This is a genomic window from Agromyces sp. Y558 (assembly GCF_059445415.1).
The window spans coordinates 274481-301135 of the sequence record NZ_JCAIUH010000004.1 but is presented as its reverse complement, the minus strand read 5'-3'; the positions used below and the strand labels follow the sequence as shown (position 1 = coordinate 301135).

Sequence of the window (26655 nt, the reverse complement as noted above, 5' to 3'; positions counted from 1 at the left end):
GTGAACCGGCCCGACGGGGCCATGGAGGTTTTTCACTTGGCCGCTGCGCGCAACGCAACCACGCCCACCCCCAAGAACGGACGCGGTGCAAGCCGTCTCTCGTTCGCCAAGGTCACCGATACCCTCACGGTACCCGACCTGCTCGCCCTTCAGACCGAGAGCTTCGATTGGCTCGTCGGCAACGAAGCGTGGAAGACACGCCTCTCTGATGGCAAGGCAGCCGGTCGTGAAGACCTGCCTGAGACCACCGGTCTCGAGGAGATCTTCGAAGAGATCTCCCCGATCGAAGACCTCGGTGAGACCATGCAGCTCTCGTTCACCAACCCTGAGCTCGAGCCTCCGAAGTACACGATCGACGAGTGCAAAGAGAAGTCGAAGACCTTCTCAGCACCGTTGTACGTGAACGCGGAGTTCATGAACCACCTCACGGGTGAGATCAAGACGCAAACCGTCTTCATGGGCGACTTCCCGCTGATGACCCCCAAGGGCACGTTCGTGATCAACGGCACCGAGCGTGTCGTCGTCTCGCAGCTCGTGCGTTCGCCGGGTGTCTACTTCGACCGCACCGCCGAGAAGACCTCTGACAAAGACATCTACTCGGCTCGCGTCATCCCGAGCCGTGGCGCATGGCTCGAGTTCGAGATCGACAAGCGCGACCAGGTCGGCGTTCGCATCGACCGCAAGCGCAAGCAGTCGGTCACGGTGTTCCTCAAGGCCCTCGGCCTGACCTCCGAGGAGATCCTCGAAGAGTTCGCCGGCTACGAGTCCATCGCCCTCACCCTCGAGAAGGACAACATCCTCACGAAGGAAGAGGCGCTCAAGGACATCTACCGCAAGCTCCGTCCGGGCGAGCAGGTCGCTGCCGAGGCCGCGCGTGCGCTCCTCGACAACTTCTACTTCAACCCGAAGCGCTACGACCTCGCCAAGGTCGGCCGGTACAAGATCAACAACAAGCTCGGCCTCGAGGCTCCCCTCACTGACTCGGTGCTGACAGTGCAAGACATCGTCGCAACGATCAAGTACCTCGTCGCCCTGCACGATGAGCGCACCACCCTGCCCGGACGCCGCGCCGGCAAGGCGATCGACCTGCGCCTCGACGTCGACGACATCGACAACTTCGGCAACCGTCGCATCCGCGCCGTGGGCGAGCTCATCCAGAACCAGGTGCGCACCGGCCTCAGCCGCATGGAGCGCGTCGTGCGTGAGCGCATGACGACTCAAGACATCGAGGCGATCACCCCGCAGACCCTGATCAACGTGCGACCCGTCGTCGCTGCGATCAAGGAGTTCTTCGGCACCTCGCAGCTCTCGCAGTTCATGGACCAGAACAACCCGCTCGCGGGTCTGACCCACAAGCGTCGTCTCTCGGCGCTCGGCCCCGGCGGTCTCTCACGTGACCGCGCCGGTGTCGAGGTGCGAGACGTGCACCCCTCGCACTACGGCCGCATGTGCCCGATCGAGACCCCGGAAGGCCCGAACATCGGCCTCATCGGTTCGCTCGCATCGTTCGCGCGCATCAACTCCTTCGGTTTCATCGAGACCCCGTACCGCAAGGTCGTCAAGGGCAAGGTCACCGAGCAGATCGACTACCTCACCGCGATGGAGGAAGAGGACCACATCGTCGCGCAGGCCAACGCCCCGCTGACGAAAGACGCCCACTTCGCCGAAGAGCGCGTGCTCGCCCGCAAGAAGGGCGGCGAGGTCGACCTCTTCCCAGCCGACGAGATCGGCTACATGGACGTCTCGCCGCGCCAGATGGTGTCGGTGGCGACCTCGCTCATCCCGTTCCTCGAGCACGACGACGCGAACCGCGCCCTCATGGGTGCCAACATGCAGCGTCAGGCTGTGCCGCTGCTGCGCAGCGACTCGCCGTTCGTCGGCACCGGCATGGAGGGCTACGCCGCGATCGACGCGGGTGACGTGGTCACCGCCGACAAGTCGGGCGTGGTCACCGAGGTCTCGGCCGACTCGGTCACCGTGCAGCTCGACGAGGGCGGCACGCAGACCTACTTCCTGCGCAAGTTCGACCGCTCCAACCAGGGCACCTCGTACAACAACCGCGTTCTCGTGAACACGGGCGACCGCATCGAGGCCGGCGAGGTCGTCGCCGACGGTCCTGCGACCGACAACGGCGAGCTCGCGCTCGGCAAGAACCTGCTCGTCGCGTTCATGCCGTGGGAGGGTCACAACTTCGAAGACGCGATCATCCTCAGCCAGAACCTGGTGAAAGACGACGTGCTCTCCTCGATCCACATCGAGGAGTACGACGTCGACGCGCGCGACACGAAGCTCGGCAAAGAGGAGATCACCCGTGATCTCCCGAACGTCAGCCCCGACCTGCTCGCCGACCTCGACGAGCGCGGCATCATCCGCATCGGCGCAGAGGTTCGTCCCGGCGACATCCTGGTCGGCAAGGTCACGCCGAAGGGCGAGACCGAGCTGTCGGCCGAAGAGCGACTGCTCCGTGCGATCTTCAACGAGAAGAGCCGTGAGGTTCGCGACACCTCGCTGAAGGTTCCCCACGGTGAGCAGGGCACGATCATCGCCGTCAAGGTGTTCGACTCGCAAGACGGTGACGACGAGCTCGGCTCGGGCGTCAACCAGCGCGTGGTCGTCTACATCGCCCAGAAGCGCAAGATCACCGAAGGCGACAAGCTTGCAGGCCGTCACGGCAACAAGGGCGTCATCTCGAAGATCCTGCCCGTCGAAGACATGCCGTTCCTCGCCGATGGAACTCCCGTCGACGTCATCCTGAACCCGCTCGGCATCCCCGGTCGCATGAACTTCGGCCAGGTGCTGGAGACCCACCTCGGTTGGGTCGCCAAGCAGGGCTGGAAGGTCGAGGGCAACCCGTCGTGGGCCAAGAAGCTCCCGAAGGACGCCCACGACGCCGCGCCCGGCACCAAGGTCGCGACCCCGGTGTTCGACGGTGCGCTCGAGGAGGAGATCGCGGGTCTGCTCGACTCGACGCTCCCCAACCGCGACGGTGAGAGGCTGATCGACTCGAGCGGCAAGACGCAGCTCTACGACGGCCGCTCCGGCGAGCCCTTCCCGTACCCGGTCTCGGTCGGCTACATGTACATCCTGAAGCTGCACCACCTCGTCGACGACAAGATCCACGCGCGTTCGACGGGTCCGTACTCGATGATCACCCAGCAGCCGCTCGGTGGTAAGGCGCAGTTCGGTGGTCAGCGATTCGGTGAGATGGAGGTCTGGGCGCTCCAGGCCTACGGTGCCGCGTACGCACTGCAGGAGCTCCTCACGATCAAGTCCGACGACATCCTCGGCCGCGTCAAGGTGTACGAGGCGATCGTCAAGGGCGAGAACATCCAGGAGCCAGGCATCCCCGAGTCGTTCAAGGTGCTCATGAAAGAGATGCAGTCGCTCTGCCTGAACGTCGAGGTGCTCTCGGCCGATGGCACAGCGGTCTCTCTCCGAGACACCGACGACGAGGCCTTCCGCGCTGCGGAAGAGCTCGGCATCAACATCTCCGCGCGCTTCGAGTCGTCGAACATCGACGAGATCTAAGCCAGGCCAGTAGACGATTCCAGAGACTTTCCAAGGAGAGAAATTGCTCGACGCAACGACTTTTGACGAGCTTCGCATCGGCCTGGCCACCGCAGAGGACATCCGCAAGTGGTCCTACGGTGAGGTCAAGAAGCCAGAAACCATCAACTACCGCACCCTGAAGCCCGAGAAGGACGGTCTGTTCGGTGAACAGATCTTCGGCCCGAGCCGCGACTGGGAGTGCGCCTGCGGCAAGTACAAGCGGGTGCGCTTCAAGGGCATCGTGTGCGAGCGCTGCGGCGTGGAGGTCACCAAGTCCTCCGTGCGTCGTGAGCGCATGGGCCACATCGAGCTCGCCGCTCCGGTCACGCACATCTGGTACTTCAAGGGTGTGCCCAGCCGTCTCGGCTACCTGCTCGACATGGCGCCGAAAGACCTCGAGAAGGTCATCTACTTCGCCGCCTACATGGTCATCGACGTCGACGACGAAGGTCGTCACGCCGACATGCCCGGCCTCGAGAACGAGCTCCGGCTCGAGATCAAGACCATCGGCGACCAGCGCGACGCACGCATCGCGACGCTCATGGTCCGCAAGGAGGAGGAACTCGCCTCCCTCGAGGCCGAAGGCGCCAAGAGCGACCAGAAGAAGCGCGCAGAGGCCGCCGCCGACAAGGAGATGACACAGGTCCGCAAGTCGGGAGACGAGCAGATCGCGCACCTCGAGCGTGTGTGGGAGGACTTCCGCACCCTCAAGGTCGGCGACCTCAAGCCCGAGGACTCGGTGTTCCACGAGCTTCAGGACCGCTTCGGCATGTACTTCGACGCCTACATGGGCGCCGAGGCCATCAAGAAGCGCCTCCTGGCGTTCGACCTGGCCGCCGAGGCCGACGACCTGCGCCTGCAGATCGCCGAGGGCAAGGGCCAGAAGAAGATCCGCGCGATCAAGCGCCTGCGCGTCGTCAGCTCCTTCCTGCAGACCGGCAACTCGCCGGCCGCGATGGTGCTCGACGTCGTGCCGGTCATCCCGCCCGAGCTGCGCCCGATGGTGCAGCTCGACGGTGGCCGCTTCGCGACCTCCGACCTCAACGACCTCTACCGTCGTGTGATCAACCGCAACAACCGCCTGCGTCGTCTGCTCGACCTCGGTGCTCCCGAGATCATCGTGAACAACGAGAAGCGCATGCTGCAAGAGGCGGTCGACGCACTGTTCGACAACGGTCGTCGTGGTCGCCCCGTCACCGGTACCGGCAACCGCGCCCTCAAGTCCCTGAGCGACATGCTCAAGGGCAAGCAGGGTCGCTTCCGCCAGAACCTGCTCGGCAAGCGCGTGGACTACTCGGGCCGTTCGGTCATCGTCGTCGGCCCGCAGCTGAAACTGCACCAGTGCGGTCTGCCCAAGCAGATGGCACTCGAGCTCTTCAAGCCGTTCGTGATCAAGCGCCTGATCGACCTGAGCCACGCTCAGAACATCAAGGCCGCCAAGCGCATGGTCGAGCGCGCCCGCCCGCAGGTCTGGGACGTGCTCGAGGAGATCATCCGTGAGCGCCCGGTTCTGCTGAACCGTGCACCCACGCTGCACCGCCTCGGCATCCAGGCCTTCGAGCCGCAGCTCGTCGAGGGCAAGGCGATTCAGCTCCACCCGCTCGTGTGTGCTGCGTTCAACGCGGACTTCGACGGCGACCAGATGGCCGTGCACCTTCCCCTCTCGGTGGAGGCGCAGGCCGAGGCCCGCATCCTGATGCTCGCCTCGAACAACATCCTGAAGCCGTCCGACGGCCGTCCGGTGACCCTGCCCACGCAGGACATGATCATCGGCCTGCACCACCTGACGACGGGCAAGCCCGGCGCAGCCGGTGAGGGTCGCGCGTTCTCGTCGATCTCCGAGGCCATCCTCGCGTTCGACCAGAACCGTCCGGGTGAGATCGCGCTCGACCTCGGTGCCACGGTGAGGATCCGTCTCGAGGGGCTGCACTTCGCCGAGGGCGAGACCCCCGAGAACTTCGTGCCGAGCAAGCCGTACCTGCTCGAGACGACCCTCGGACGTGCGCTCTTCAACGAGGCGCTGCCGGTCGACTACCCCTACGTGAACGCGCAGGCGGGCAAGACCCAGATCTCGGAGATCGTCAACGACCTCGCCGAGCGCTACCCGAAGACCGAGGTCGCAGCGACCCTCGACCGAATCAAGGACGCCGGCTTCAAGTGGGCGACCCGTTCGGGCGTGACCGTCGCACTCTCCGACATCCTGACGCCGCCCAACAAGGGCGAGATCGTCTCGAAGTACGAGAAGCAGGCTGCCAAGGTCCAGGGCCAGTTCGAGAAGGGTCTCACGACCGACCTCGAGCGTCGCCAGGAGCTCATCCAGATCTGGACCAAGGCGACCGACGAGGTCGCCAAGGCCATGCAGGAGAACTTCCCGACCGACAACACCATCAACCGCATGGTGACGTCGGGCGCTCGTGGTAACTGGCTGCAGGTGCGCAACATCGCCGGCATGCGAGGCCTCGTGAACAACCCGAAGGGTGAGATCATCCCTCGCCCGATCATCTCGAGCTACCGTGAGGGCCTCTCGGTCGCCGAGTACTTCATCGCGACGCACGGTGCCCGAAAGGGTCTGGCCGACACGGCCCTCCGTACGGCCGACTCGGGTTACCTCACGCGTCGTCTCGTCGACGTCTCGCAAGATGTGATCATCCGCGAAGACGACTGCGGCACGACCAAGGGTCTCGAACTGCCGATCGCGACGACGGATGCTTCGGGGGCGCTCGTGCGCGACCCGAACGTCGAGAACGCGGTCTACGCCCGCAGCCTCGCCGCCGACGCGGTGGACGCGAAGGGCGAGGTCGTCGCCGAGGCCGGTGAAGACGTCGGTGACGTGCTCATCGAAAAGCTCATCGCCGCCGCGGTCGAGACGATCAAGGTGCGCTCCGTGCTCACGTGCGAGTCGGCGGTCGGCGTCTGCGCGAGGTGCTACGGCCGTTCGCTCGCGACGGGCAAGCTCGTCGACATCGGCGAGGCCGTCGGCATCATCGCTGCCCAGTCGATCGGTGAGCCCGGCACGCAGCTGACGATGCGTACCTTCCACACCGGTGGTTCGGCTTCGGCCGACGACATCACGCAGGGTCTTCCCCGCGTGCAGGAGCTTTTCGAGGCTCGTACCCCGAAGGGTGCTTCACCTATCGTCGAGGCCCCTGGTCGCATCACGATCGATGAGACCGACCGGCAGCGCAAGGTCATCCTCACGCCCGACAACGGCGACGAGCCGATCGCGTACAACGTGCTCAAGCGTTCGACCCTCCTGGTCGAAGACGGACAGCACGTCGAGCTCGGTCAGCAGATCATCGTCGGCACCGTCGACCCGAAGGAAGTCCTCAGGGTCAAGGGTGTGCGCGACGTGCAGAAGCACCTCGTCAACGGTGTGCAAGACGTGTACCGCTCGCAGGGCGTGCCGATCCACGACAAGCACATCGAGGTCATCGTGCGCCAGATGCTGCGCAAGGTCACCGTCGTCGACCACGGCGACACCGACCTGTTGCCCGGTGAGCTCGTCGATCGCCTGAAGTACAACGGCATCAACCGTGCCGCGCTGACCGAGGGCAAGAAGACCGCCTCGGCCCGCCAGGAGGTCATGGGCATCACCAAGGCGTCGCTTGCGACCGAGTCGTGGCTGTCGGCCGCGTCCTTCCAGGAGACGACCCGCGTGCTCACGCAGGCCGCCATGGAGGGCAAGTCCGACCCGCTCGTCGGGCTCAAGGAGAACGTCATCATCGGCAAGCTCATCCCCGCCGGCACCGGTCTGCAGAGGTACCGGAACGTCGCGGTCGAGGCCACTGAGGAGGCGAAGGCGGAGCGGTACCCGAACCGCATCTTCACCGACGACGCGGCCTTCACCGAGGGCGACCTGAGCTTCGTCGACTTCGACGCGTTCTCGAGCGACGACTTCACCCCCGGCACGTACAGCTGAACGTGACCGCTCACTGAGCCTGTCGAAGTGAGCACCGAACAGGGCCCCGGAGAAATCCGGGGCCCTGTTTCGTGTCACGACGGTCGCGGCATCCGGTCACCCGGTGAAGCGACGGAGGCCGCGGCATCCGCTCAGCCCAAGCGGGTCGCGAGCCACTCGGCCTGACGCTGCCACTGCACGCCCTGCCCGCCTTCGTGCTCGTTGAAGTCGTACTCGACGATGTCGGCGTCGGCCGCGTAGTGGTTGCGCGCGGCATAGACGGTCGACGGCGGGCAGACCGGGTCCATTCCGGCGACGGAGAACAGCGCCGGCGCCGTTGCGCGCTTGGCGAAGTTCACTCCGTCGAAGTACGACAGGGTGCGGAAGGTGCGTTCGGCCGCGCCGCGCTGCACCGAGAGGTAGCGCACGATTTCTTCGTAAGGGTCGCGATCGGTCATGCCGACGGCGTGTTCGAAATGGCAGAGGAAGGGCACGTCGGGCATCGCTGCGACGAGACCGTCAGTGAGGCCAGCCGCCGCGATCGCGATGCCGCCGCCCTGGCTGCCGCCGCAGACGGCGACGCGAGTCTCGTCGACTCGGTCGAGGGAGCGGATCGCGTCGATGGCGAGCACCGCATCGGTGAACACCCGGCGGTAGTAGTACCCCGTGGGGTCGTCGATGCCTCGGGTCATGAAGCCGGGGAACGAGGGTCCGGTGCCGTGCGGGTCGGGCGTGCCGCCGCCCGTGCCCCAAGCGCTGCCCTGTCCGCGAGTGTCCATGATGAAGTGCGCGTAGCCTGCGCCCGCCCAGGCGAGCCGCTCGTGCGGCAGGCCTCGGCCGCCGCCGTAGCCGTTGTACTCCACCACGGTCGGGAGTGGGCCCTCCGTGCCGGCGGGCACGACGAACCAGCCCAGCACCGGGTCTCCCGCGAAGCCGCTGAAGGTCACGTCGAAGATCTCGAACGAGCTGAGCGGTGAAGCGAGCCGGGTGAGACGCGGCGGCTGGGCGACGGAGCGGGATTCGCCGATGGTCGTCGCCCAGAACTCATCGAAGTCCGCGGGCTCAGCCACCTCCGGTCGATAGTCGCGGAGTTCGTCGAAGGGGCGGTCGAAGCGGGGCACGGTGTCCTTCCGGGTCTGTGATGGAATCGGTGGTCAGCGTAACGCGCGCCGGTGGCCGACGCAGTACGCGCCAGTGACGCGAGTGGCTTCGCGTGCTACGCAGAGCTCTCAGGCACCCGATGCGTCGTCGAGCGGTCATCCGACGCGGGCGAGTCGGGGGAGTCGCACCTCCTTCGGGAGGGCATCTGGTCGGACACGCGTTGGTCGAACGTCGCCGCAGACGGATACACGCATGACATCGTCGCCACGATCTTCGACTGAGCGAAGCGCCGTGCGCGCTCCCGGTCTCGGGGGCCGCGCGTTGCTACAGTTGTCCAACCGCGGGTACGAGGGTTGCCCGGAAGGAGCACGATCATGAGCAGCACGACTCCCGGAAGCGAACCTGGGCGACACGACGAGCACCCCGGTCCGGTCGACGACCGCACCGGCGTCGACGACGTCGAGCCCGTGGTCGATGCGACCGACGCGGACGATGTCGCGCCCCCGGTCGATGCGACCGGCGTGGACGATGTCGCGCCCCGGGTCGATGCGACTGACGCGGACGATGTCGCCACCACCGGCGCGAGTGAAGGGCCGACCCCGGCCCAACCGGCCTTCGGAACCGATGCCGAACCCGCGCCCGTGATCGAGCCCGATGCCGGCAGCGACGATCTCGCGGTGACCTCGCGTCTCGACGAGGCCGTCGAGCGCGCGAACGCCGACGCAGCGGCATCCGAGACCAGCGGCATCGACGACACGGATGTCGCGGCCGTACCCGCGCCCGTTCCCGCCGGCACCGTGCGGCGCGAGACCTACGTGCCCGCTGCGACCGTGGCGACGGGCACGGCCGCCGGCGCTGCGACGCTCGCTGACGAGACGCCCGAACCTCTCTACGTCGCTCCGCAGGCCGGGCCGCAGACGATTTACGTGCAGGCTCCGAACCCGCCGAAGGCGAGGGGCAACCGCGGCTTCGGGGTGCTCGTCGCGCTCATCGGCACAGTGCTGTTCGGGGTGCTCTACGCCGTCATTGCATACGTGCTCTACCTGAACTACGGAGCGCCGGCCGGCGAAGCCATCGGCATCGCCGACTTCCTCGCCCAGCCGACCTTCTGGGTGCCGGTAGTCGTCTTCTTCCTGGCCTTCGCGCTGCTCGCGGCGATCGTCAATCGCGGGCCGTGGTGGACCTACGCAGTGTTCGGCCTCCTCGTCGGGGTGCTCGTGTACTTCTCGTACATCGGCGGTGCACTGCTGGCCGTCGAAGCGTGGACGCTCACGCTCGACCAGGCTTCCGAGTTCATCGCCGAACGCTGGCTCGACCCGTTCGCGATCGTCGCAGCCGTCATCGCCCGGGAGATCCCGATCTGGCTCGGCGGCTGGATCGCGGCGCGTGGCCGCGCCGTCACCGAGCGCAACCGCCTGGCCCTCGAGGCCTACGACCGTGAGGTCGCGGCAGGGCCGCAGGCGCGCTGAGCCCGGCTCAGCCGCAGGGCAGCTCGGTGGCGGCCGCGTCGAGGTCGATGGCATCGCCCCACGCCGTGAAGGCGAGTTCGGTATCGCCCTCGAGTTCGGCGACGCTGAGCGAGCGCGGCAGCGGCGAACCGTATCGCTCGACGGTGAGCACGCCAACCATCGCCTCTGACGAGCCGATCTGCACGGCGAGGGTGTCGTCGTCGACGTCGGGAGCGGCCACCGACAGCTGAGCGCCGGACAGCACCGCGTCGAGCACGGCGGCCGGCTCGGTGAACGGCGCCCATTGGGCGGCGGCCGGATCGGTGCCGACGGTGCACTGCGCGGACGTCAGTTCGGGGCGGCCGCTCGAGGCGGCGTAGGCGTCGTTGCCTCGCACCCGGGTACTCCCACCGTCAACGAGCAGTTGCGCTTCGAGGCCGCCCGCGAGGAAGTGCGCGCGATAGCCGGACGGCCGGCCCGCATAGTCGATCGTCAGCATGCGGGCGGGCAGCGTCTCGCCCTCTTCGGTGAAGATGAACTCGTTCACCGTGCCTTGCATCGACACCGGTCCGGCGGCGTGCACAGACTGGACGATGATCGAGGCGATCTCGCTCGAGGGGGCCAGCCAGAGCCCGTTGCCGGATGCGCCGTCGAAGGACTCGGCGTCGATGCCGATCGGCGCGGCCGGGAGCTCGGCCGCCGCGCTGCAGGCGGTGAGCAGGGCGGGAGCGGCGAGAGCGGCCAGGGCGAAGGCGGCGATCCGGATGCCTCGGCGGCTCGCCGCGCTTGCACCCGCCGAGCGGCCCGCGGCGCTGCGGGGCGCGGTCACGAGGCGGCGTCCGCCGCGCAGATGCTCGCGCCCTTCTGATCGGCGACGGTGGCGGCCTCGAGCGAGACTTCGCCCTGATCGCCTGCGGGGCGCACCACGAAGCAGGTGCGGTCGTCATAGAGCCCCGCTGCGGCGGGCAGCCACGCTTCGGTGCCGGTCACGAAGCCGGTGAGGTCGCTCGCGGTGCCGTCGCCGGAAACGGCGAAGAGCGCGTAGTCGGCGTCGGGACCCGACCAGTCCAGGCGCAGGTTGCCGGACTCGGTACTCACCGAGAGGGCGGTGACCTTCACGCTCGAGTCGGTGAGGGCCGAGACGATGAGCCAGACGACGAGTCCGGCGAGCGCGAGGAAGGTGAGGCTGACCGAGACGATGAAAGCGGGGTGCAGCCACCAGCGGCGCACATGCGGGGGCGCCTCGGAGAGCTCGGGCAGCACCGAACCGCCGCTTCCGAGTGCGCGGGCCCCGCCACGGCCCCCGAGCTGCGGCTGGCCCGCGGCCCCACCGACCGTCGCCGTCCTCGTCGCCGTCGACGGCATCCCGGTCAGGCGGTCGGTCATCGCTCGGCTCCCTGCCTTCGGTGCACGCGGTGTTCGGTGCGCGGTTCGGTACGTGCGGTGTTCGGTCGGTCGCGCAGAGCTGGTCGCACGACCGCGTACCATGCTATATCGGTGCGCCTGCTCGGCCCGGCGCCCACGGCAGAGCGCAAGAGAGGTGAGAGTGGGCATCGTGCGACGACGACTCCCGGCGCTCGCCATGCTCTTCGCTATGCTCTTGGCGACGCTGTTCCTGGCGTCCTCTCCGTTCGCTGCCGATGCCGCAGAGGCACCGCCCGACGCCGACCCCGCTCGCGTGGAGATCCCGTACCTCGGCACCGCGTCCATCGACATCCCGGCTCCTTGGTTCATCACCGATTGCGCGGCGCCGCTCGCCGCGACCCCGTTGGTCATCGCGTGCGAAGCGAACACGATCTCGCTCGCCGCACCCGAGTACGACCCCGATGCCGGGGCCGTGGCCCTGCGACTGTCGCTCAGCGACGGGCGCATCAGCACGACGACGGTGTACCGGGTGGCGCTCGAGCCGCCGGCGCTGCCCACGGCGATGCCGAGCACCGAGCTGCGCCCCGTGCCGGCCGGATCGCTGCTGCGGATCCCGATCTCCGAGCTCGGGCTCGAGTGCCAGGTGTGCAGCACCACCGGCGGCAGCCTGCGCGCCGTCGCCGTGCAGCCCGAGAGCGCGGGCTCGCTCTGGGCGACCCCCACGCACCTCGTGTTCCGGGCCGCCGCCGATGCGCGGGGCCCCGTCGAACTCGTCTTCCGCTTCGCGGACGACTACGGATCATGGTCGGGCGATGCGAAACTCGCCGTCTCGATCCTCGACCCGGCCGTCCGACCACTGGCCACCGCCGACATCGTCGTCGAGCTGGCCGAGGGCGCGGCGAGCGTCGATCTGAACGCGCTCGCCTTTCCGCTCGGCGGGGGAGAGCTGATCGTGGTCGGCTGCGGCGATCCGATTCGCGGGCAGGTGCGCTGCGCGGCCGACGGCACGGCCGAGTACCGCGGCGACGGCGGCATCGATCAGTTCTCGTTCCAGGTAGCCACTGCCGAGGGCGGCCGCGGCTTCGGTTCGGTCACGGTCGTGCCGGCCGGCACGACCGAGCCTGCACCGGGCATGGCACCCATAGCGCCGCCGAAGCAGCCGAAGACGGGCGTGCCCGTGCTCGTGCCGCCTGCGGTGCCGGTCGAAGACGACGGGACGACCGGCGGCGGACTGCTCGGGCCGCTCCTGTCCGTGTTCGATCGGGTGGGCGCGTGACGAACGATGAGTGATGAACGAATGACCCAAGGCGGAGGGCCTGACCGATGAGCTTGAGACTGACGATCGATCCGGCGACCGGTGGGGATGCCGCGGGCTCGTGGGCGCTCGATGTCGATGAGGCGACGACGGTCGGCGAGGTCGCCGAGACGCTCGGCCTGCCCAGCGGTGTACTCGACCCGCTCGCCGGCGACGCCGCCGCGCTCTCCGAGAGCACGCTGCTGTCCGGGGCATCCGTGCCCACCCGAGGCGAGCAGTCGCTGCCGCCGGGCACCCTGCGACTCGAGTTCGTCGGCGGCCCATTCGCGGGCGACGCAGTCGCCCTCGCCCGTGGCGCCACCGTGACCGTCGGCAGCGAATCAGGCGCCTCGATCGTCGTCGCCGACGGTGCGCTGCTGCCGATGCACGCGACCCTCGCGCTGAGCGAGGCCGCCACCGCTGACGGTCGCCCGGCACGCCTCGTTGCGACCCTCACCCCGGCACCGGACGCGGAGGTCTGGGTCAACGGCGAGCGCTTCGAAGAGGCGCGCGAGATAGTGCCGGCCGACCTGTTGCAGCTGGGCAGCAGCGTGCTGCGACTCGGTGTCGCGCCGGCCGCCGACGCCGACCTCACCCGTGACGCCCTCGGCGATCGCGGCTTCAACCGCCCGTCGCGTATCCGCCCCGCGACCGAGCAGCCGGCCATCCCGCTGCCCGGTGACCGCCCCGACGACCCCGACCAGTCGCCGTTGCCGTGGCTCTCGGCGATCATCCCGGTCGTGCTCGGGGTGACCATGGCGATGGTGTTCGGCCGCGCGATCATGCTGCTGATGGCGGCGGCGAGCCCCATCATGGTCATCGGCTCCTTCCTCACCAACCGCAAGCTGGCGAAGAAGAAGGGCGTGAAGACCGAACAGCAGTGGATCGAGGAGGTGCGCATCGCCGAGCGGCGCATCGAGGACCTCGCCAAGGTGCAGCGGCTCGAGAACTGGTATCGACTGCCCGACCCGGTCGTCATCGGCGACATCGCGACCAAGCCGTTGTCGCGCCTCTGGGAGCGGCGTCGTACCGATGTCGACGCCCTGTCGATGCGCGTCGGCGTGGCCGAGGTCGCCCTCGACGTGCGCTTCGAGGGTGGCGGCCGCGATCGCGGTGAGTCGCGTCGCGTCGGAGTGGCGCCGGCGCCGATCGCGGCCGAGCTGCGCAGCGGGCCTCTCGGCATCGCCGGGCCAGCTGAAGCCGTCCGCAGCGTCTCGCGCTCGATCGTCGCGAGCTTCGCGACGCTGCGCTCGCCCCGGGACTCCGAGATCGTCATCGTGTGCCCCGACGACGCGGCCGGGGCCTGGGCGTGGACCCAATGGCTGCCCCACACCGAGAGCGGCTCGGCCGCGGCCGCCATCGGCAACACCGGCGACAGCCGACGCGAGCGCGTGCGCGAGCTCGGCGTCGTGCTCGAGCAGCGCGTACGCGCCTCGGGCCAGCGCGGCGCCCCACCGTCGAACGACATCCTCGTCGTCGTCGACGGTGCGCGCGAGTACCGCATGCTGCCGGGCATGGTGCCGTTGCTCGAGCATGGCGCGGCTCACGGCATCCACGTCATCGCCCTCGACAGCGAGCGTGCGCGACTGCCGGAGGAGGCCAAGAGCGTCGTCGTCGTCGACGACCACGACCCTGCCATGGCACGCGTCGAGACCGGCTCGGAGTACTACCCGATCGTGCTGCTCGACGGCCTCTCGGTGACGCGCTGCGAACAGATCGCGCGCAGCCTCTGCTCGCTGCGGCACGTCAGCGGCGTCGGCGACGACGCCATGCTGCCGATGAGCGTGCGCTACGCCGAGCTGCTGAAGATCGACCTCGACGACCCCGAGCCGATCGTGCGCCGCTGGTCCACCCACCCGCGCAACACCTTCGTCGTGGTCGGCGCGACCGGTGAAGGCGAGTTCGCGATCGACATCTCGCGCGACGGCCCGCACGCCCTCGTGGCCGGCACCACCGGTTCGGGCAAGTCCGAGTTCCTCCAGGCGCTCGTCGTCAGCCTCGCGATGGCCAACCGGCCCGACGCGCTGAACTTCGTGCTCGTCGACTACAAGGGCGGCTCCGCATTCGCCGACTGCGAGCGGCTGCCGCACACGGTCGGCATGGTGACGAACCTCGACGCCCGCGAGACCGAGCGCGCCCTCGCCTCGCTCGACGCCGAACTGAAGCGCCGCGAGAAGGTGCTGCGCGACATGAATGCGAAGGACGTCGACTCCGCGTGGGCGAAAGACGCCGACACGGCCGCCCGTCGCGGACTCGCGCGCCTGATGATCGTCATCGACGAGTTCGCCGAGCTCAAGACCGAGCTGCCCGAGTTCATCGACGGACTCGTGCGCATCGCCCGCGTCGGTCGATCGCTCGGCGTGAACCTCGTGCTCGCCACCCAGCGGCCCGCTGGTGTCGTCACTCCCGAGATGCAGTCGAACATCAACCTGCGCGTCGCTCTGCGTGTCACCGACCGCACCGACTCCTCCGACATCCTCGGCTCGGGCGAGGCGGCGATGATCAGTCCTTCGACTCCGGGCCGCGGCTTCGTGCGCACGGGGCCGGCTTCGGCGCCCGCACCCTTCCAGACCGCTCGAGTTGCGGGCATCCGTCCCGGAGCGCAGCGCCAGGTGAAAGTGCTGCCGCGCAAGGCGCCGCTCGAGTGGGCGGACCTCGGCTACCCGGTGCGCTATCCGAAGGCGGTGTCGACCCAGCAGCAGAACGCCGACCACGACGACACCGACCTGCGGGCGCTCGTGAACCTCGTGACGGCCGCCACCCAGCAGCTCGGCGTGCCGAAGAACCCCTCGCCGTGGCTCATGCCGCTGCCGAACGTGCTGCCGCTCGAGAAGTTCCAGGACCAGCGGGTGCCCGAGCACCACATCGCGCTGGGCCTCGAAGACGTGCCCGGGGAACAATCGCAGCGCACCCTCACCTGGGGCGTCGCAGAGGGTTCGCACGTGCTCTTCCTCGGTGGTGCCCTCTCGGGCCGCACGACGGCGCTGCGCACGATGCTGGCGCAGCTCGTGCAGGAGTTCTCCCCGGCCGACCTGCACATGTACATCATCGACTTCGGCAACGGTGCGCTGCTGCCGCTCGTCGACGCCCCGCACACCGGTGCGGTCGTCACCCAGCTCGACTCCGATCGGCTGCCGCGCCTCGTGCAGCGCCTACTCGAAGAGCTCGGCCGCCGCCAGTCGGTGCTCTCGGGCGCCGGTGTCGGGCACATCTCCGAGCAGCGGGCCCAGTCGACCCCCGAGACGCGGCTGCCGTTCGCGATCGTCGCGGTCGACGGCTGGGAGCGCATGCTCTCGACGATGAACCCCGACCAGCTCGTCACCTTCCGCGACCAGTTCATGCGGATCCTGCGCGAGGGACCCGCGGTGGGTGTGCGCGTGATCATCACCGGCGACCGTGGCATCACGGGCGACAAGATCATCTCGTTCATCGACGAGCAGTACGTGCTGCCGCTGCGTGACATCGCCGACTACCGCACGGCCGGCATCCTCGCCCGTGAGGTCCCGCTGAACCTCGGGCCGGGTCGCGTGCTCTTCGGTGCGAACGCCGCCGAGGCCCAGCTCGCGGTGCTCGTGCACGACACCAGCGGCGAGGCGCAGACGACTGCGCTGCGCCGCATCGTCGAGCAGGTGCGCGACCACTTCGACCAGTTCCCGCAGCTCGCAGCGCTGCCCTCGCCGTTCCGCGTCGATCCGCTGCCCGGTCACTTCGCGCTGACGGCCTCCTACGACCTCCCGCTCGGCGAGTCCGGGCCAGACGACGGCCCGGTCGTCGCGGTCGGCGGTGACCTGCTGTCGCGGTTCACGCTCGATTGGCCGGCCGACGGCGGGTTCGTCGTCACCGGCCCCCGCAAGTCGGGTCGCTCCTCGGCGCTCGCGGCGATCGTGCACCAGCTCGCCTGGCGCAAGGCCCCGGTCGTCGTGGTCGCGGGTCGCGAGTCGATCCTGACCGAAGTGGCGGCCGCTCACGGAATCCACGTCCTCAGGGGTGGCGACATCGGTCCGGCAGAGCTCGACCCGATCCTCGACGCCGCCGGTGAGTTCGTCACCGTCGTCGTCGACGACGCCGAGCAGCTCAAGAACGCGCCCATCGAGCACGCGCTCGCGGGGGCGAAGCATCGTGCGGTCTTCATCGTGGCCGCCGATTCCGAGTCGCTGTCGACGCTGTTCGGTGGTCCGGTCGTCGAGGCGAAGCGCGCCAGGCGTGCCCTCGTCCTGCGCCCGGAGTCGACGATCATGGGCACTCAGGCGGTCGGCTCACCGATTCCGAAGTTCATGCTCGGTCGCGCCACGCCCGGTTCTGCTGTACTCACGACGCCGAGCGGCTGGCTGCCGGTGCGGGTGCCCGATATCCGACAATGAAGGAGTGCCTCGCGCACGTAGACTGAGCCGGGCGACACCGGGAGTGACCGGTTGGCGCGCCCGTCGAGAAGGGATGATCCGAGTGGCTTCTGCCCGTTGCGTGTATTGTGACGCCACGTTGCAGCCGAACAGCATGTACTGCATCTCGTGCGGTCAGCTGATCCCGCAGTCGAGCACGCCGCCCGTGCCCGCTCAGTTCCAGGTCGCGAAGCCGAAGCCGGCGCCGCGCAACGACACCCCGGCTCCGGCCGCGGCCGCCCCGCTCGAGCCCGTTCCGCTGCCGCGCTCGCTGCCCTGGCAGCAGCCGGGCGCACGCATCGAGGCGCCTGCGCCAGAGCCCGCCGCCGTCGCGCCGATCGAGCGGGTCGAGCTGCTGTTCTCGACCGGTCAGCGAATCGTCGTCGAGGGGTCCGCGGTCATCGGTCGCAAGCCCGCCGACACCGCGCTCGCCATGGGCGCCCGGGCCGTCGAAGTCGTCGACGACACGCGCTCGGTCTCACGGGTACACCTCTTCTTCGAGGTGCAGGGCGGTCAGATCACCGTGGGTGACGCCGGATCGGCGAACGGCTCGCGGATCGAGCGCGCCGGTCAGGTGGTGCCGCTCGAGAGCGCGGGCACCCGTGTCGCGGTCGAGATCGCCGATACGATCTGGCTCGGCGATCTGAGCTTCGTGCTGCACGCTGCCTGACGCGGCAGCGGGTCGCGTGCACTCGCTCGGTCGTCAGTCGCTGAAGAGACCCGAGACGAAGCCGTTCACGATCGTCTGGCTGGCGCGGGCGCCGTAGTGGTCGACCGTGAGGCGGCTGATCGCCTCGTACGAGGACCCCTCGAGTCGCACGAGCGGCAGGGCCTGCCAGTCACGCCCGTTGCGGCCGGCGACGGCGGCGTAGGCGACGCGGTCGGCCCTGGCGAGCCAGATGCTGAAGACGACGTCTCCCTTGTTCGTGAGGGGCAGCGGCAGGTAGACCCGCGGGTCGCCGCCGGCCAGTCGGCCGAGCACGGCGGAGGCTTCGTGCGAGGGCAGCGCCAGATACGAGCTCGCTTGCTGCTTCAGCACCGTTCCGGTGGCGACGCGCTCCCAGCGGTACGACCAGGCGAGCAGCCAGACGAGTCCGCCCAGCGCGGCTCCGGCGCTGAGCAGCACCGCGCCGGGGGCGACCGCGTCGCGCAGGCCGCCTCGACGGCCGCGGTATGTGCTCGACAGTTCGACGAGGGAGTCGTACATGACGATGCTGAGCATCAAGAGGGCCAGCCCGAGCACGAGCATGACGACCGCGGCGATCATCTGCCCGTGCGAGCGCACGCGGCGCACCTCGGTCGGGCTCGCGTGCAGCGGCTGCTCCTGAGGTTCGGTGGTCACTGGGTTCCCTTCTGAACGGGCCACTTGTGATCGATCATCGGCCCCTTCCATTCGAAGTAGTCGAAGATGCGGTCGAAGGCGCGGGCCGGGATGCCTCGGCGCTCGGCCTCGCGGATGACGAGCTGTGCCGCCTGGTGCGCGCTGGCGTCGTCGAGCACCGCATCGAGTAGGAGTGGCACGAGGCCGCGACGCCGACCGTCGAATTCATCGAACACGGTGACGCGTTCACCGCCGGGTGCGCCCGCGAACGCGTCGCGCAGCGCCACCGCGTCGCGCACTCCGAGCTCGCACAGCAGGGTGCCGCTGCCGGCACGCACCGCGGTGTTCGCGAAGAAGCCGATGACCGGCAGGCGTTGCAGCCTGCCGGTGCGCTGCCGGTCGTCGAGCACCCCGACGAAGACGATCTCGGACCATGGGATGAGCGGGGCAGACGCGAGTTGCACACCGGTGGATCCGACGGCGATCGCGATGTCGTCGTCGGAGATGAGCAGCCCGAGGGCGCGTCGGCGTCGATGTGCGAGCATCGCGGACGCGAGGCCGGCGAGCATCGCGATTGCGGCGATGACCACCGTGAACCAGCCGAAGCCCTTCATGATCGCGACGACGACAAGGGCGGCGAAGACGGCCGCAGTGACGAGGCCGGCCACGAGGAGGCGACGATTCAGACGCTCGGTCGTGTCAACCTTCGCCCGGTCGACGTGGGCCCGGTAGTCCGCCTGCACAGCATCCTCAATGTCTTGCCGCGGACGAGGTGTATCGCGCGCGCCGTCAGCCTACCCGGCCTCCAGCGTGTCGCGCATTCGGGGGCGGGCGGCCGCGTGGAGCCGACGGGGACCAGTAGGGGAGTCCTCCCCATCGGCATTTCCGGTGCTTGCAGGTAGCGTATTCGAAGCACAGACAATTCGGAGCGAAAGCTCCTGCGCGGTGCCTACCGAGGCATCCAATTCAACGGAGGAAATCATGGCGGAGATCCGCGTCACATCCGACTCTCTCGCCGGTGTCGCCGGCCAGCTCTCGAGCGGCTCGCAGTCGATCGAGTCGCAGCTGTCGAACCTGAAGTCGCTGGTCGAGGGACTCATCTCGGGCGACTGGGGCGGCACCGCGTCGCAGAGCTTCAACGAGCTGTACTCGCAGTGGGACCAGGCCGGTCTCCAACTGAAGGAGTCTCTTCAGGGCATCAGCGACCTGCTCAACCAGGCTGCGCTGTCGTACGAAGACAGCGAGAACGCGATCGCCGGCACGTTCAACGGCTGACGTAAGGACAACAGATGCCGGCGTGCGGCGACGCACGCCGGCATCGGTTCACGGCTAGGGGTCATGGATGGTCTTCTTCAAAGTACGCGCCGATTCGCTGAGCGAGGTCGCGGCGCTCATCGGCAACGTCATCGTGACGTTCGACGCGAACCTCGCGTCAGCCGACAGCGTCGTCAGCCGCATGGCAGGTACGACGTGGGTCGGTGATGACGCCGAGAAGTTCAGTGAGAACTGGGGCGCATTCATGACCTTGGCCTCGCAGGTCCGGCTCGCCCTCACGGGCTTGCAGCAGGGCCTGATCGCCGCCGACGGCAGCTACACCCGTACCGAGACGGGCATCGGCACCGGCTTCCGCCAGCGCCAGCAGGGCCTCGTCAGCGTGCGCAGTGCCTCGGGCAACCTCAGCACGCGCGTGGCGAAGGGCGAGGACAAAGCGGAGGACATGGCCGAGTTCTTCGGTCGCGACTACGCAGGCGACGACGAGGTCGAGCAGTTCGGCGGTGGCGCGCTCGGCTCGCGCAAGACGAGCGGCCAGGCTACAGGCGGTGGTTCAGGAGACACCGACGGCGACGGCGATGACGATTCGATCGGCAAAGGCGTCTTCCGCCTCAGTGCCGACGGCGAGCCTGATGTGAACGGGTACGTCGAGGTCGACATCGACCTGCCCGACTTCGGCCCCGTGGTCGAGGCGTTCGAACAGTTCCAGGGAGGCGGCGCGAATGGCTGAGCAGCAGGCCGACACCACTGAGCTCAGCGAGCTCGTGCAGACGATGAACGAACTCATCGGCTATGCCTCGGCACTCAAGCAGGGAGCGAGCGGGTTCGCCTACATGCTGCCCACCGAGTGGCAAGGCCCCGCGATGCAGGCGTTCCTCGGCTCGTTCAGCGCTTGGACGGTCGGCGCTTCAGCCATCGAGGCGAACGCCCTGGCGCTCAAGAACCAGGCGGAGGCCTCGTCCAAGGCGTACTCCTCCACCATTGAGAAACTCGACTCCTCGTGGGCGTCGATCCAATCGAACTTCGAGGCGTAGCGCCGAGGCCAACCGCCTGCTCGCGCCTTCTCGTATCAGAACCGACACTCGGATAGGACTCCTGATGACCCAGGTGAAGCTGGATCCTGCACGTCTCGTGCAAGATGGTGATGACCTCTACAGCATCGCCGCGACGCTCGACAGCGCGGTGGACACACTGCTCTCGCAGCTCAGTGGTTGCGGCGGCATGGCGGGCGACGACAACGCCGCAGAGGAATTCTGCGAGGGTCCTGATGGATACGACCAGCTCGCCGGTCCGACGATCGACGCGGTCACCTCGCAGGGCAAGGCCTTGCGCATCCTCGACGCTGCGCTCTCGAACACGGCACGCGCTTACGACGCGGCGCAGAAGCCGGGTGCCGGGCTCGACCCCGACACAGCGCGGCCGGCAGAGGCGACCGCACGCATCGACAACAAGAAGAAGGCGAACCCGGCAGACGCACTCGGTCCGGGGTGGCCCGGTCCGCTCGGAGAGTTCCAGGAGCTCCTCGAGTGGGGTCTCGCCCAGGTCGGCGTCGTCATCCCCACCGGCGACGAAGACAAGCTGCAGACCGCGGCCGACGCCTGGGGCGACTTCTCCACCAGCATCACCTCGGCCCGCACCAGTGTCGCCTCGAGCTTCACGAACGCCGGTTCGGTGACGCTGCCCGGCCCGCAGAAGGCCTCGATGCTAGCCTGCCGCACGAGCATGTCGACCGGCCTCGGTGAGCTCCGACAGAGCGCCGACGCGATGGAGCAGTGGATTCGAAACTTCCGCACCCAGCTGGGTCAGATGCGCGAAGAGCTCGGCTGGTTCCTGAAGCAGATGGCGATCGAGATTGCCGCGGAGCTCGCCATCGGCGGCCTGCTCAGCATCGTCACCGTGGGTATCGGTGCGCTCGCGACGGCCGCGAAGGTCGGCCACACCGTCGTCCGCTGGTGCATCAAGATCGCCCAGCTCATCCAGAGGCTGAAGACGTTTCTCAGGGGTATCCGCGGTGTCAAGGGCATTCTGGTGCGCGGTGGCCTGCGCGCCGCGAAGGAGGGCCTGCAGGCGGGTCTCGCCTCGACCATCTCGGTCACCTACGTCAACTCCGCTCGAGCCGACGAAGAGGGCTACCAGCAGCAGAACGTCGGCACGGCGTTCGTGTCCGCGTTCGCGGGTGGTGCGATCGCCTCACCTGTTTCGCGAAGTCTCGGCGGTTCAGGTGGGCCCGGCTTCAAGGCCGCTATGCGTGAGGTCGGCGCAGAATCGGTCGGCGGCGCGGCCGACGGTCTCGTGAGCTCCGGGGTCGAAGCAGGCATGAACGACACCGCGTTCAATCCGATCTCGGGCATGGTGCTGGGCGCCCTGCTCGGTGGCGGCATGACAGCCGGCGGCCGTGGCCTCAGCGCACTCAAGCCGGGGTCGAACGCAGGTGCGGGCTCGGGTGTGACCACTCCAGACGGCATTCCGACGCCCGGAGGCTCCGGCGATGGTTCGTCGAACCAGGGCGGTGGCGGCTCGGTCGACATCTCGAACGACGCGCCGCAGCCGGGCGCGGGGGATGCGGGCACCAGCGTCGGAGACGGTGGCGGTTCGGTCGATATTCCGACGGATGCCCCGACGGGCGGCGGCGGTGATGGCGGTGCCGGTGCCGGCGACGGCGGGGGATCGGTCGATATTCCGACGGATGCCCCGATGGGCGGTGGCGGTGACGGCGGTGCCGGCGACGGCGGGGGATCGGTCGACATCCCGAGTAGTGGCGACGGCAGTGGCGCCGGTGCCGGCGACGGCAGCGGGACTCCTGCTGACAATGGTGGGACTCCTGCCGACAACGGCAGCACGCCGGCGGATAACGGTGGGACTCCTGCGGACAACGGCAGCGCGCCGGCGGATAACGGTGGGACGCCTGCGGACAATGGTGGGACGCCGGCTGACAATGGTGGGACGCCGGCTGACAATGGTGGGACGCCTGCCGACAACGGTGGGACTCCGGCTGACAATGGTGGGACGCCTGCCGACAACGGTGGGACGCCGGCTGACAATGGTGGGACGCCGGCTGACAATGGTGGGACTCCGGCTGACAATGGTGGGACTCCTGCTGACAATGGTGGGACTCCGGCTGACAATGGTGGGACTCCGGCTGACAATGGTGGGACTCCTGCCGACAACGGTGGGACGCCTGCTGACAATGGCGGGACGCCTGATATCGAGGCACCGGCAGTGGACGGCGACGGCTCGAACGGCTCAGAGGCGCCGACTGCGGGTGCGGCGGGTGGCGCTTCGTCGACTGGCTCGAAGGGCGATGGCTCGAACGGCGACGCTGACAGCAGCTCGACCGATTCGAACGACGCTGATACCGACTCGAGCGACGCCGATTCGACCGATTCGACCGACGTGTCCGGTGACGGCGGCGAGGGCACTTCGCCCGAGGGATCCGATGTCGATGGCCTGATGGCCCCGGAAGACGTGGCCGGCGCTGCGGTTGCGGCCGGTGCTGCGGCCGTCATGATCGGCAAGCCCGGCTTCCTGCCGACGCACACTCCCGGCGGTTCGACCCCGACTGCGCCCAAGCCGGCCGGCCCGAACGCAGACGGCTCGGCAGGTTCGCCGAACACCGGCGCCGATGGTTCGGGTGCCGACGGCTCCGGCATCGACGCCGATTCGAACGACGCGAACACGGCCGACTCCGGATCGGATCCCGAGAACGGTGGAACGCCCGAGAACAACGCCAAAGATCAGCCCGAGGCTCCAGAGGCCGACGAGGGCGGATCGAACGACAGCGATCGCACGCTCGACGAGATCGACAAGGCGCTCGCGGAGATCAATCCGAACTTTGACCCGAATGACCCTGCCAGCGACTACTCGAACAACTGCGGCAACACTTCGGCCAACCTCAACGACTTCCTGAACGGCAACCCCCACTCCGAGGCACCCATCGGAACCCTCGACATGCCCGAGATGGAGGTGCGGACCGGCAACCCGCAGACCCCGATGACTCCAGAGCAGGTCGAGGCGACCCTGCGCGACATGGGTGCGGGCTCGCATTGCGTGGTCGGTGTCGACCGGGGTCTCGTAGCAGGTCACTGGTTCAACGCCTTCTTCGACGGCGACACCGTGTGGTCGCTCGATGCGCAGAACGGCACTCGCTCGCCGTGGCCGCCCCACGAGCCGCGCGCGACCAACTGGGACGCCTCCATCCAGCCCGAGCGCGTCACCAACCCCGACGGCACGAAGCCGAACGCCGTGAAGCCCGAGACGCCGGCGGCCGATGGGACGAACGTCGACGCGCCGAACACCGACGGGCAGTCGCCCACGACGACGACTCCGTCGTCGCCCGTATCGACGACGACTCCGTCGTCTCCTGCGTCGCCGACTTCCCCGTCGTCACCGACGACCCCGTCGTCGCCTGCATCGACGACGACCTCGCCGACGCACAGCGCGCCCAACTCGCCGTCAACGGCCACGACCCCGTCATCTCCGACGTCGCCGAGCACGGCCTCCACTCCAGGCACGCCTTCGACACCGGCCACGGTCGACGGGTCGAGCCCGACGGTCGACGGGTCGAGCCCGACGGTCGACGGGTCGAGCCCGACGGTCGACGGGTCGAGCCCGGCGGTTGACGGCACTGACGGTTCGTCCACCACGGTCGACGGCACTGACGGTTCGTCGACCACGGATTCGAGTGACGGCAACGACTCCTCCGACGGCAGCGACCGCGGCGCCTCGAGGCCGAAGTGGACTCCGCCCGCGCACCGTAAGGACCCCTCATTCGCCTCCGACGGCTCCGCCGGGGCCGGAACGACGTACAACGCTTACGACATCCCCGAGCTGACACCTGAGATCCGGAAGGAGCTCGACGCGCTCGCAAAGCAGAAGGACTCGCCGATCCAGCTCAACCCTGATAAGAAGTCCTATTCGCTCCGCGTTCCGATCACGGTCACCGCCTTCAACCGGTCGAACTCCGATCACGACTGGGCTGAGTTCCAGCGCCAAGTCGGCCTTCAGCAGCAAGGTCTGAACGACCTGACGATCGCCGAGTTCCGGCACAACATCAGGTTCTACGACAAGTGGAATCGGGTGGCGAAGACCCTGCAGCAATCCGCGCTGGACGCGATGACGGCCAAGGGCGTCAGGAGCATCTTCTCGAAGCCTGCCGTGCTTCACGGGCCCGACCAGAGCGCGGGAGGGCGCGCGGACCGCTTCGACGGCGTCGGTCACTCGCCGATCAACAGCTCGCTCGGCCCGGGGTGGGTGGGCAAGCGCATCCAGGGTCTGAGCTCGAGTGTCGCCGGCGTAGCACGGACGATCAAGCCGCCGCACCTTCTCGCGCACATCAGGCTGAACGTACACCTCGGCGCCACCGACTCGACCGGTGTTAACCCGAACGCCACTCAGGCGACGCTCACCTCGGCGAAGCCGGTGACCGGCTCCGCCTCGCCGTCGGGAACGGGCTCCGCCTCGCCGTCGGGAACGGGCTCCGCCTCGCCGTCGGGAACACCCGCGGGCTCGACACCGGGCACCGGATCGGGGACAGGCTCGACCGCGAGTCCATCCGCCCCTCCTGCGGCACCCGCTCCGGGGTCGGCCTCGTCGTCGCCGACCCCCGCGAGCCCGCCTGCAGGCACAGGGAACGGAGCGCCCACGCGCGCAGGAGCAGACGCTGCTTCGATTCCAGAGCCGCACTCGGGCACTGATCCTGCTGAGTCGGGTACTGATCCTGCTGAGTCGGGTACTGATCCTGCTGAGTCGGGTACTGATCCTGCACAAGTCGATGCCGACCCTACTGCGACTGATGCCGATCCTGCCGAGTCGGGTACTGATTCTGCTGAGTCTGCTGACGAAGCAGCATCCGTGAGCGATGCGCCTGCGGACAGTGCGAATGATTCTGAGGGCACGGCGGGTGCAACCGCGGTTCCGGCCGCCCCCCACCATCCCGTTCTCGATGCAGCTTTCCCTCACCTCGCGTCGCCCGAGACCTCTGCAGATGCCGTTCAAGCGGTAAACACGACAGGGAAGGATGCCGACGCGACGCGATTCATGAACAACTGCCACTACGTGGTGAATGCTTTGGAGCTGCGGTTCCGTGGTTATGACGTCATGGCGAGCCCGACCGTGCTGGGGGCGACGGTCGACAGCTCAGGCGCTGTGGTCCCGGCAGGCGGCGAATGGCGTCTCCCTTCGTCCATTGCAGCTGACTGGGTGCAGGCGGACGGCAGCCGTCGTGACTTCGGCGCGCTCGACCTGACCGGGCACTCGACGCAGCGCGATGCACTGGATTCGTTCACTGCTTCGTGGCCGGTGGGCGGTCGCGGCTTCATCGGCGGTATGTGGCAGACCGGTGGTGGTCACGTCTTCACCGTCGTGAAGGAGGCTGACGGCATCAAGCTCTACGACGGCCAGATCAACAACACCGACGTTTCCCGCTATTTGGATCGCATGGGTGATATCCGGGTGCTCCGGGTTGACGATCTCGTGCCGACGATCGATGTCGTGACGACGGCTACGCCTCTGAATTCCGATGAGAAGCAGCTTCTGCGCGACTGGCAGGCCGCCCCGACCCCGTCTGATCGGCCGCGAGTGTTGGTCGCCAGAGAGTTGGCTGCCAACGAACGCTGGCAGGCGAGAAACGAGGAACTGATCGCCGAAGCGCTCGTCACCTTGCACGACCCGGCGACGAGCGCTTCGGAGGCGAGCCGTCTACTGGGTGAGATCGACACTCTTCGAGCTCAGGTCGATCGGTTGAAGGCTGGGGCCACGTATGTCCGGCACGAAACCTCACAGCCTCAGAGTCCCGATGGCTCGGCTCCCGCGAGTCCCGAAGCCCTGGCTCCTGACGTTCCAGATGCTGCTCCTGATACTTTCGTTCCGCAGAGTCCCGAGACCTCGGCTCCTCAGGGTGCTGGCCAGAACGGGCAGCGCATCACGCGTGACTTCGCGACCAATGGCCCCGGCGACGACTACGAGGAAGACGACGACGAGGAATACGAGAACGCCGCGGTCCCGGTGGGCTGAAGGATGGAGACTAGAAG

At 68.1% G+C, this 26655-nt stretch carries 16 protein-coding genes; 11 read left to right on the top strand and 5 right to left on the bottom strand.

The window, feature by feature from the left end:
- The first annotated feature begins 36 nt into the window (after positions 1-36).
- Positions 37-3528, top strand: coding sequence for a DNA-directed RNA polymerase subunit beta (gene rpoB, locus AC1C2T_RS18920; RefSeq protein WP_495363022.1), 3492 nt, complete (start codon positions 37-39; stop codon positions 3526-3528).
- A gap of 43 nt (positions 3529-3571) precedes the next feature.
- Positions 3572-7468, top strand: coding sequence for a DNA-directed RNA polymerase subunit beta' (rpoC, locus tag AC1C2T_RS18915; RefSeq protein WP_495363021.1), 3897 nt, complete (start codon positions 3572-3574; stop codon positions 7466-7468).
- A gap of 131 nt (positions 7469-7599) precedes the next feature.
- Here the strand turns inward: rpoC and AC1C2T_RS18910 are convergent, their stop codons facing one another.
- Positions 7600-8568, bottom strand: coding sequence for an acetylxylan esterase (locus tag AC1C2T_RS18910; RefSeq protein ID WP_495386290.1), 969 nt, complete (start codon positions 8566-8568; stop codon positions 7600-7602).
- A gap of 51 nt (positions 8569-8619) precedes the next feature.
- Between AC1C2T_RS18910 and AC1C2T_RS18905 the strand changes: the two genes are divergently transcribed.
- Both AC1C2T_RS18905 and AC1C2T_RS18900 read left to right on the top strand, forming a co-directional pair.
- A complete protein-coding gene (locus AC1C2T_RS18905) occupies positions 8620-8829 on the top strand; it encodes a hypothetical protein (RefSeq protein WP_495386289.1) in 210 nt (69 codons plus the stop codon).
- A gap of 93 nt (positions 8830-8922) precedes the next feature.
- A complete protein-coding gene (locus AC1C2T_RS18900) occupies positions 8923-10017 on the top strand; it encodes a hypothetical protein (RefSeq protein WP_495386288.1) in 1095 nt (364 codons plus the stop codon).
- A 7-nt stretch (positions 10018-10024) separates the two neighbouring features.
- Here the strand turns inward: AC1C2T_RS18900 and AC1C2T_RS18895 are convergent, their stop codons facing one another.
- Together AC1C2T_RS18895 and AC1C2T_RS18890 are read right to left on the bottom strand one after the other, a co-directional pair.
- Positions 10025-10825 (bottom strand): hypothetical protein, encoded by an 801-nt coding sequence (locus tag AC1C2T_RS18895; RefSeq protein WP_495363017.1) that lies wholly within the window; start codon positions 10823-10825, stop codon positions 10025-10027.
- Positions 10822-11382, bottom strand: coding sequence for a hypothetical protein (locus AC1C2T_RS18890; RefSeq protein WP_495363016.1), 561 nt, complete (start codon positions 11380-11382; stop codon positions 10822-10824). Before AC1C2T_RS18890 ends, AC1C2T_RS18895 begins: the two co-directional genes overlap by 4 nt.
- A 169-nt stretch (positions 11383-11551) precedes the next feature.
- Between AC1C2T_RS18890 and AC1C2T_RS18885 the strand changes: the two genes are divergently transcribed.
- The 3 genes from AC1C2T_RS18885 (at position 11552) to AC1C2T_RS18875 (ending at position 17704) form a co-directional block, all read left to right on the top strand.
- Positions 11552-12637, top strand: a complete 1086-nt coding sequence (locus AC1C2T_RS18885) for a hypothetical protein (RefSeq protein WP_495363015.1) — start codon at positions 11552-11554, stop codon at positions 12635-12637.
- Between the two features lie 47 nt (positions 12638-12684).
- Positions 12685-17016: an FtsK/SpoIIIE domain-containing protein gene (locus AC1C2T_RS18880; protein WP_495386287.1), complete on the top strand. Its 4332-nt coding sequence runs from the start codon at positions 12685-12687 to the stop codon at positions 17014-17016.
- A gap of 118 nt (positions 17017-17134) precedes the next feature.
- Positions 17135-17704 carry an FHA domain-containing protein gene (locus AC1C2T_RS18875; RefSeq protein ID WP_495363013.1) on the top strand — a complete coding sequence of 190 codons (570 nt, stop codon included), beginning with the start codon at positions 17135-17137 and terminating at the stop codon, positions 17702-17704.
- 33 nt (positions 17705-17737) lie between these two features.
- Here AC1C2T_RS18875 and AC1C2T_RS18870 read toward each other — a convergent pair whose 3' ends face one another.
- Together AC1C2T_RS18870 and AC1C2T_RS18865 are read right to left on the bottom strand one after the other, a co-directional pair.
- Positions 17738-18376: a hypothetical protein gene (locus AC1C2T_RS18870; RefSeq protein WP_495386286.1), complete on the bottom strand. Its 639-nt coding sequence runs from the start codon at positions 18374-18376 to the stop codon at positions 17738-17740.
- Positions 18373-19098 carry a hypothetical protein gene (locus AC1C2T_RS18865; protein ID WP_495386285.1) on the bottom strand — a complete coding sequence of 242 codons (726 nt, stop codon included), beginning with the start codon at positions 19096-19098 and terminating at the stop codon, positions 18373-18375. Before AC1C2T_RS18865 ends, AC1C2T_RS18870 begins: the two co-directional genes overlap by 4 nt.
- Positions 19099-19336: 238 nt before the next feature.
- Between AC1C2T_RS18865 and AC1C2T_RS18860 the strand changes: the two genes are divergently transcribed.
- The 4 genes from AC1C2T_RS18860 (at position 19337) to AC1C2T_RS18845 (ending at position 26638) form a co-directional block, all read left to right on the top strand.
- Complete coding sequence (locus AC1C2T_RS18860) at positions 19337-19630, top strand: WXG100 family type VII secretion target (RefSeq protein ID WP_168197117.1); 294 nt, start codon at positions 19337-19339, stop codon at positions 19628-19630.
- 67 nt (positions 19631-19697) lie between these two features.
- Entirely contained in the window at positions 19698-20357 is a 660-nt protein-coding gene (locus tag AC1C2T_RS18855; protein WP_495363010.1) for a WXG100 family type VII secretion target, read from the top strand.
- Complete coding sequence (locus AC1C2T_RS18850) at positions 20350-20661, top strand: hypothetical protein (protein WP_495363009.1); 312 nt, start codon at positions 20350-20352, stop codon at positions 20659-20661. The genes AC1C2T_RS18855 and AC1C2T_RS18850 overlap by 8 nt, the downstream gene beginning before the upstream one ends.
- Positions 20662-20725: 64 nt before the next feature.
- A complete protein-coding gene (locus tag AC1C2T_RS18845; protein WP_495386284.1) occupies positions 20726-26638 on the top strand; it encodes a polymorphic toxin type 15 domain-containing protein in 5913 nt (1970 codons plus the stop codon).
- Positions 26639-26655 lie beyond the last annotated feature (17 nt).

Excerpts from the sequence above, each read along its gene's own strand:
- AC1C2T_RS18855 (WP_495363010.1), top strand. The coding sequence starts at position 19,698 with ATGGTCTTCTTCAAAGTACGCGCCGATTCGCTGAGCGAGGTCGCGGCG.
- AC1C2T_RS18845 (WP_495386284.1), top strand. The coding sequence starts at position 20,726 with ATGACCCAGGTGAAGCTGGATCCTGCACGTCTCGTGCAAGATGGTGAT.
- AC1C2T_RS18900 (WP_495386288.1), top strand. The coding sequence starts at position 8,923 with ATGAGCAGCACGACTCCCGGAAGCGAACCTGGGCGACACGACGAGCAC.
- AC1C2T_RS18880 (WP_495386287.1), top strand. The coding sequence starts at position 12,685 with ATGAGCTTGAGACTGACGATCGATCCGGCGACCGGTGGGGATGCCGCG.
- AC1C2T_RS18890 (WP_495363016.1), bottom strand. The coding sequence starts at position 11,382 with ATGACCGACCGCCTGACCGGGATGCCGTCGACGGCGACGAGGACGGCG.
- AC1C2T_RS18860 (WP_168197117.1), top strand. The coding sequence starts at position 19,337 with ATGGCGGAGATCCGCGTCACATCCGACTCTCTCGCCGGTGTCGCCGGC.
- AC1C2T_RS18850 (WP_495363009.1), top strand. The coding sequence starts at position 20,350 with ATGGCTGAGCAGCAGGCCGACACCACTGAGCTCAGCGAGCTCGTGCAG.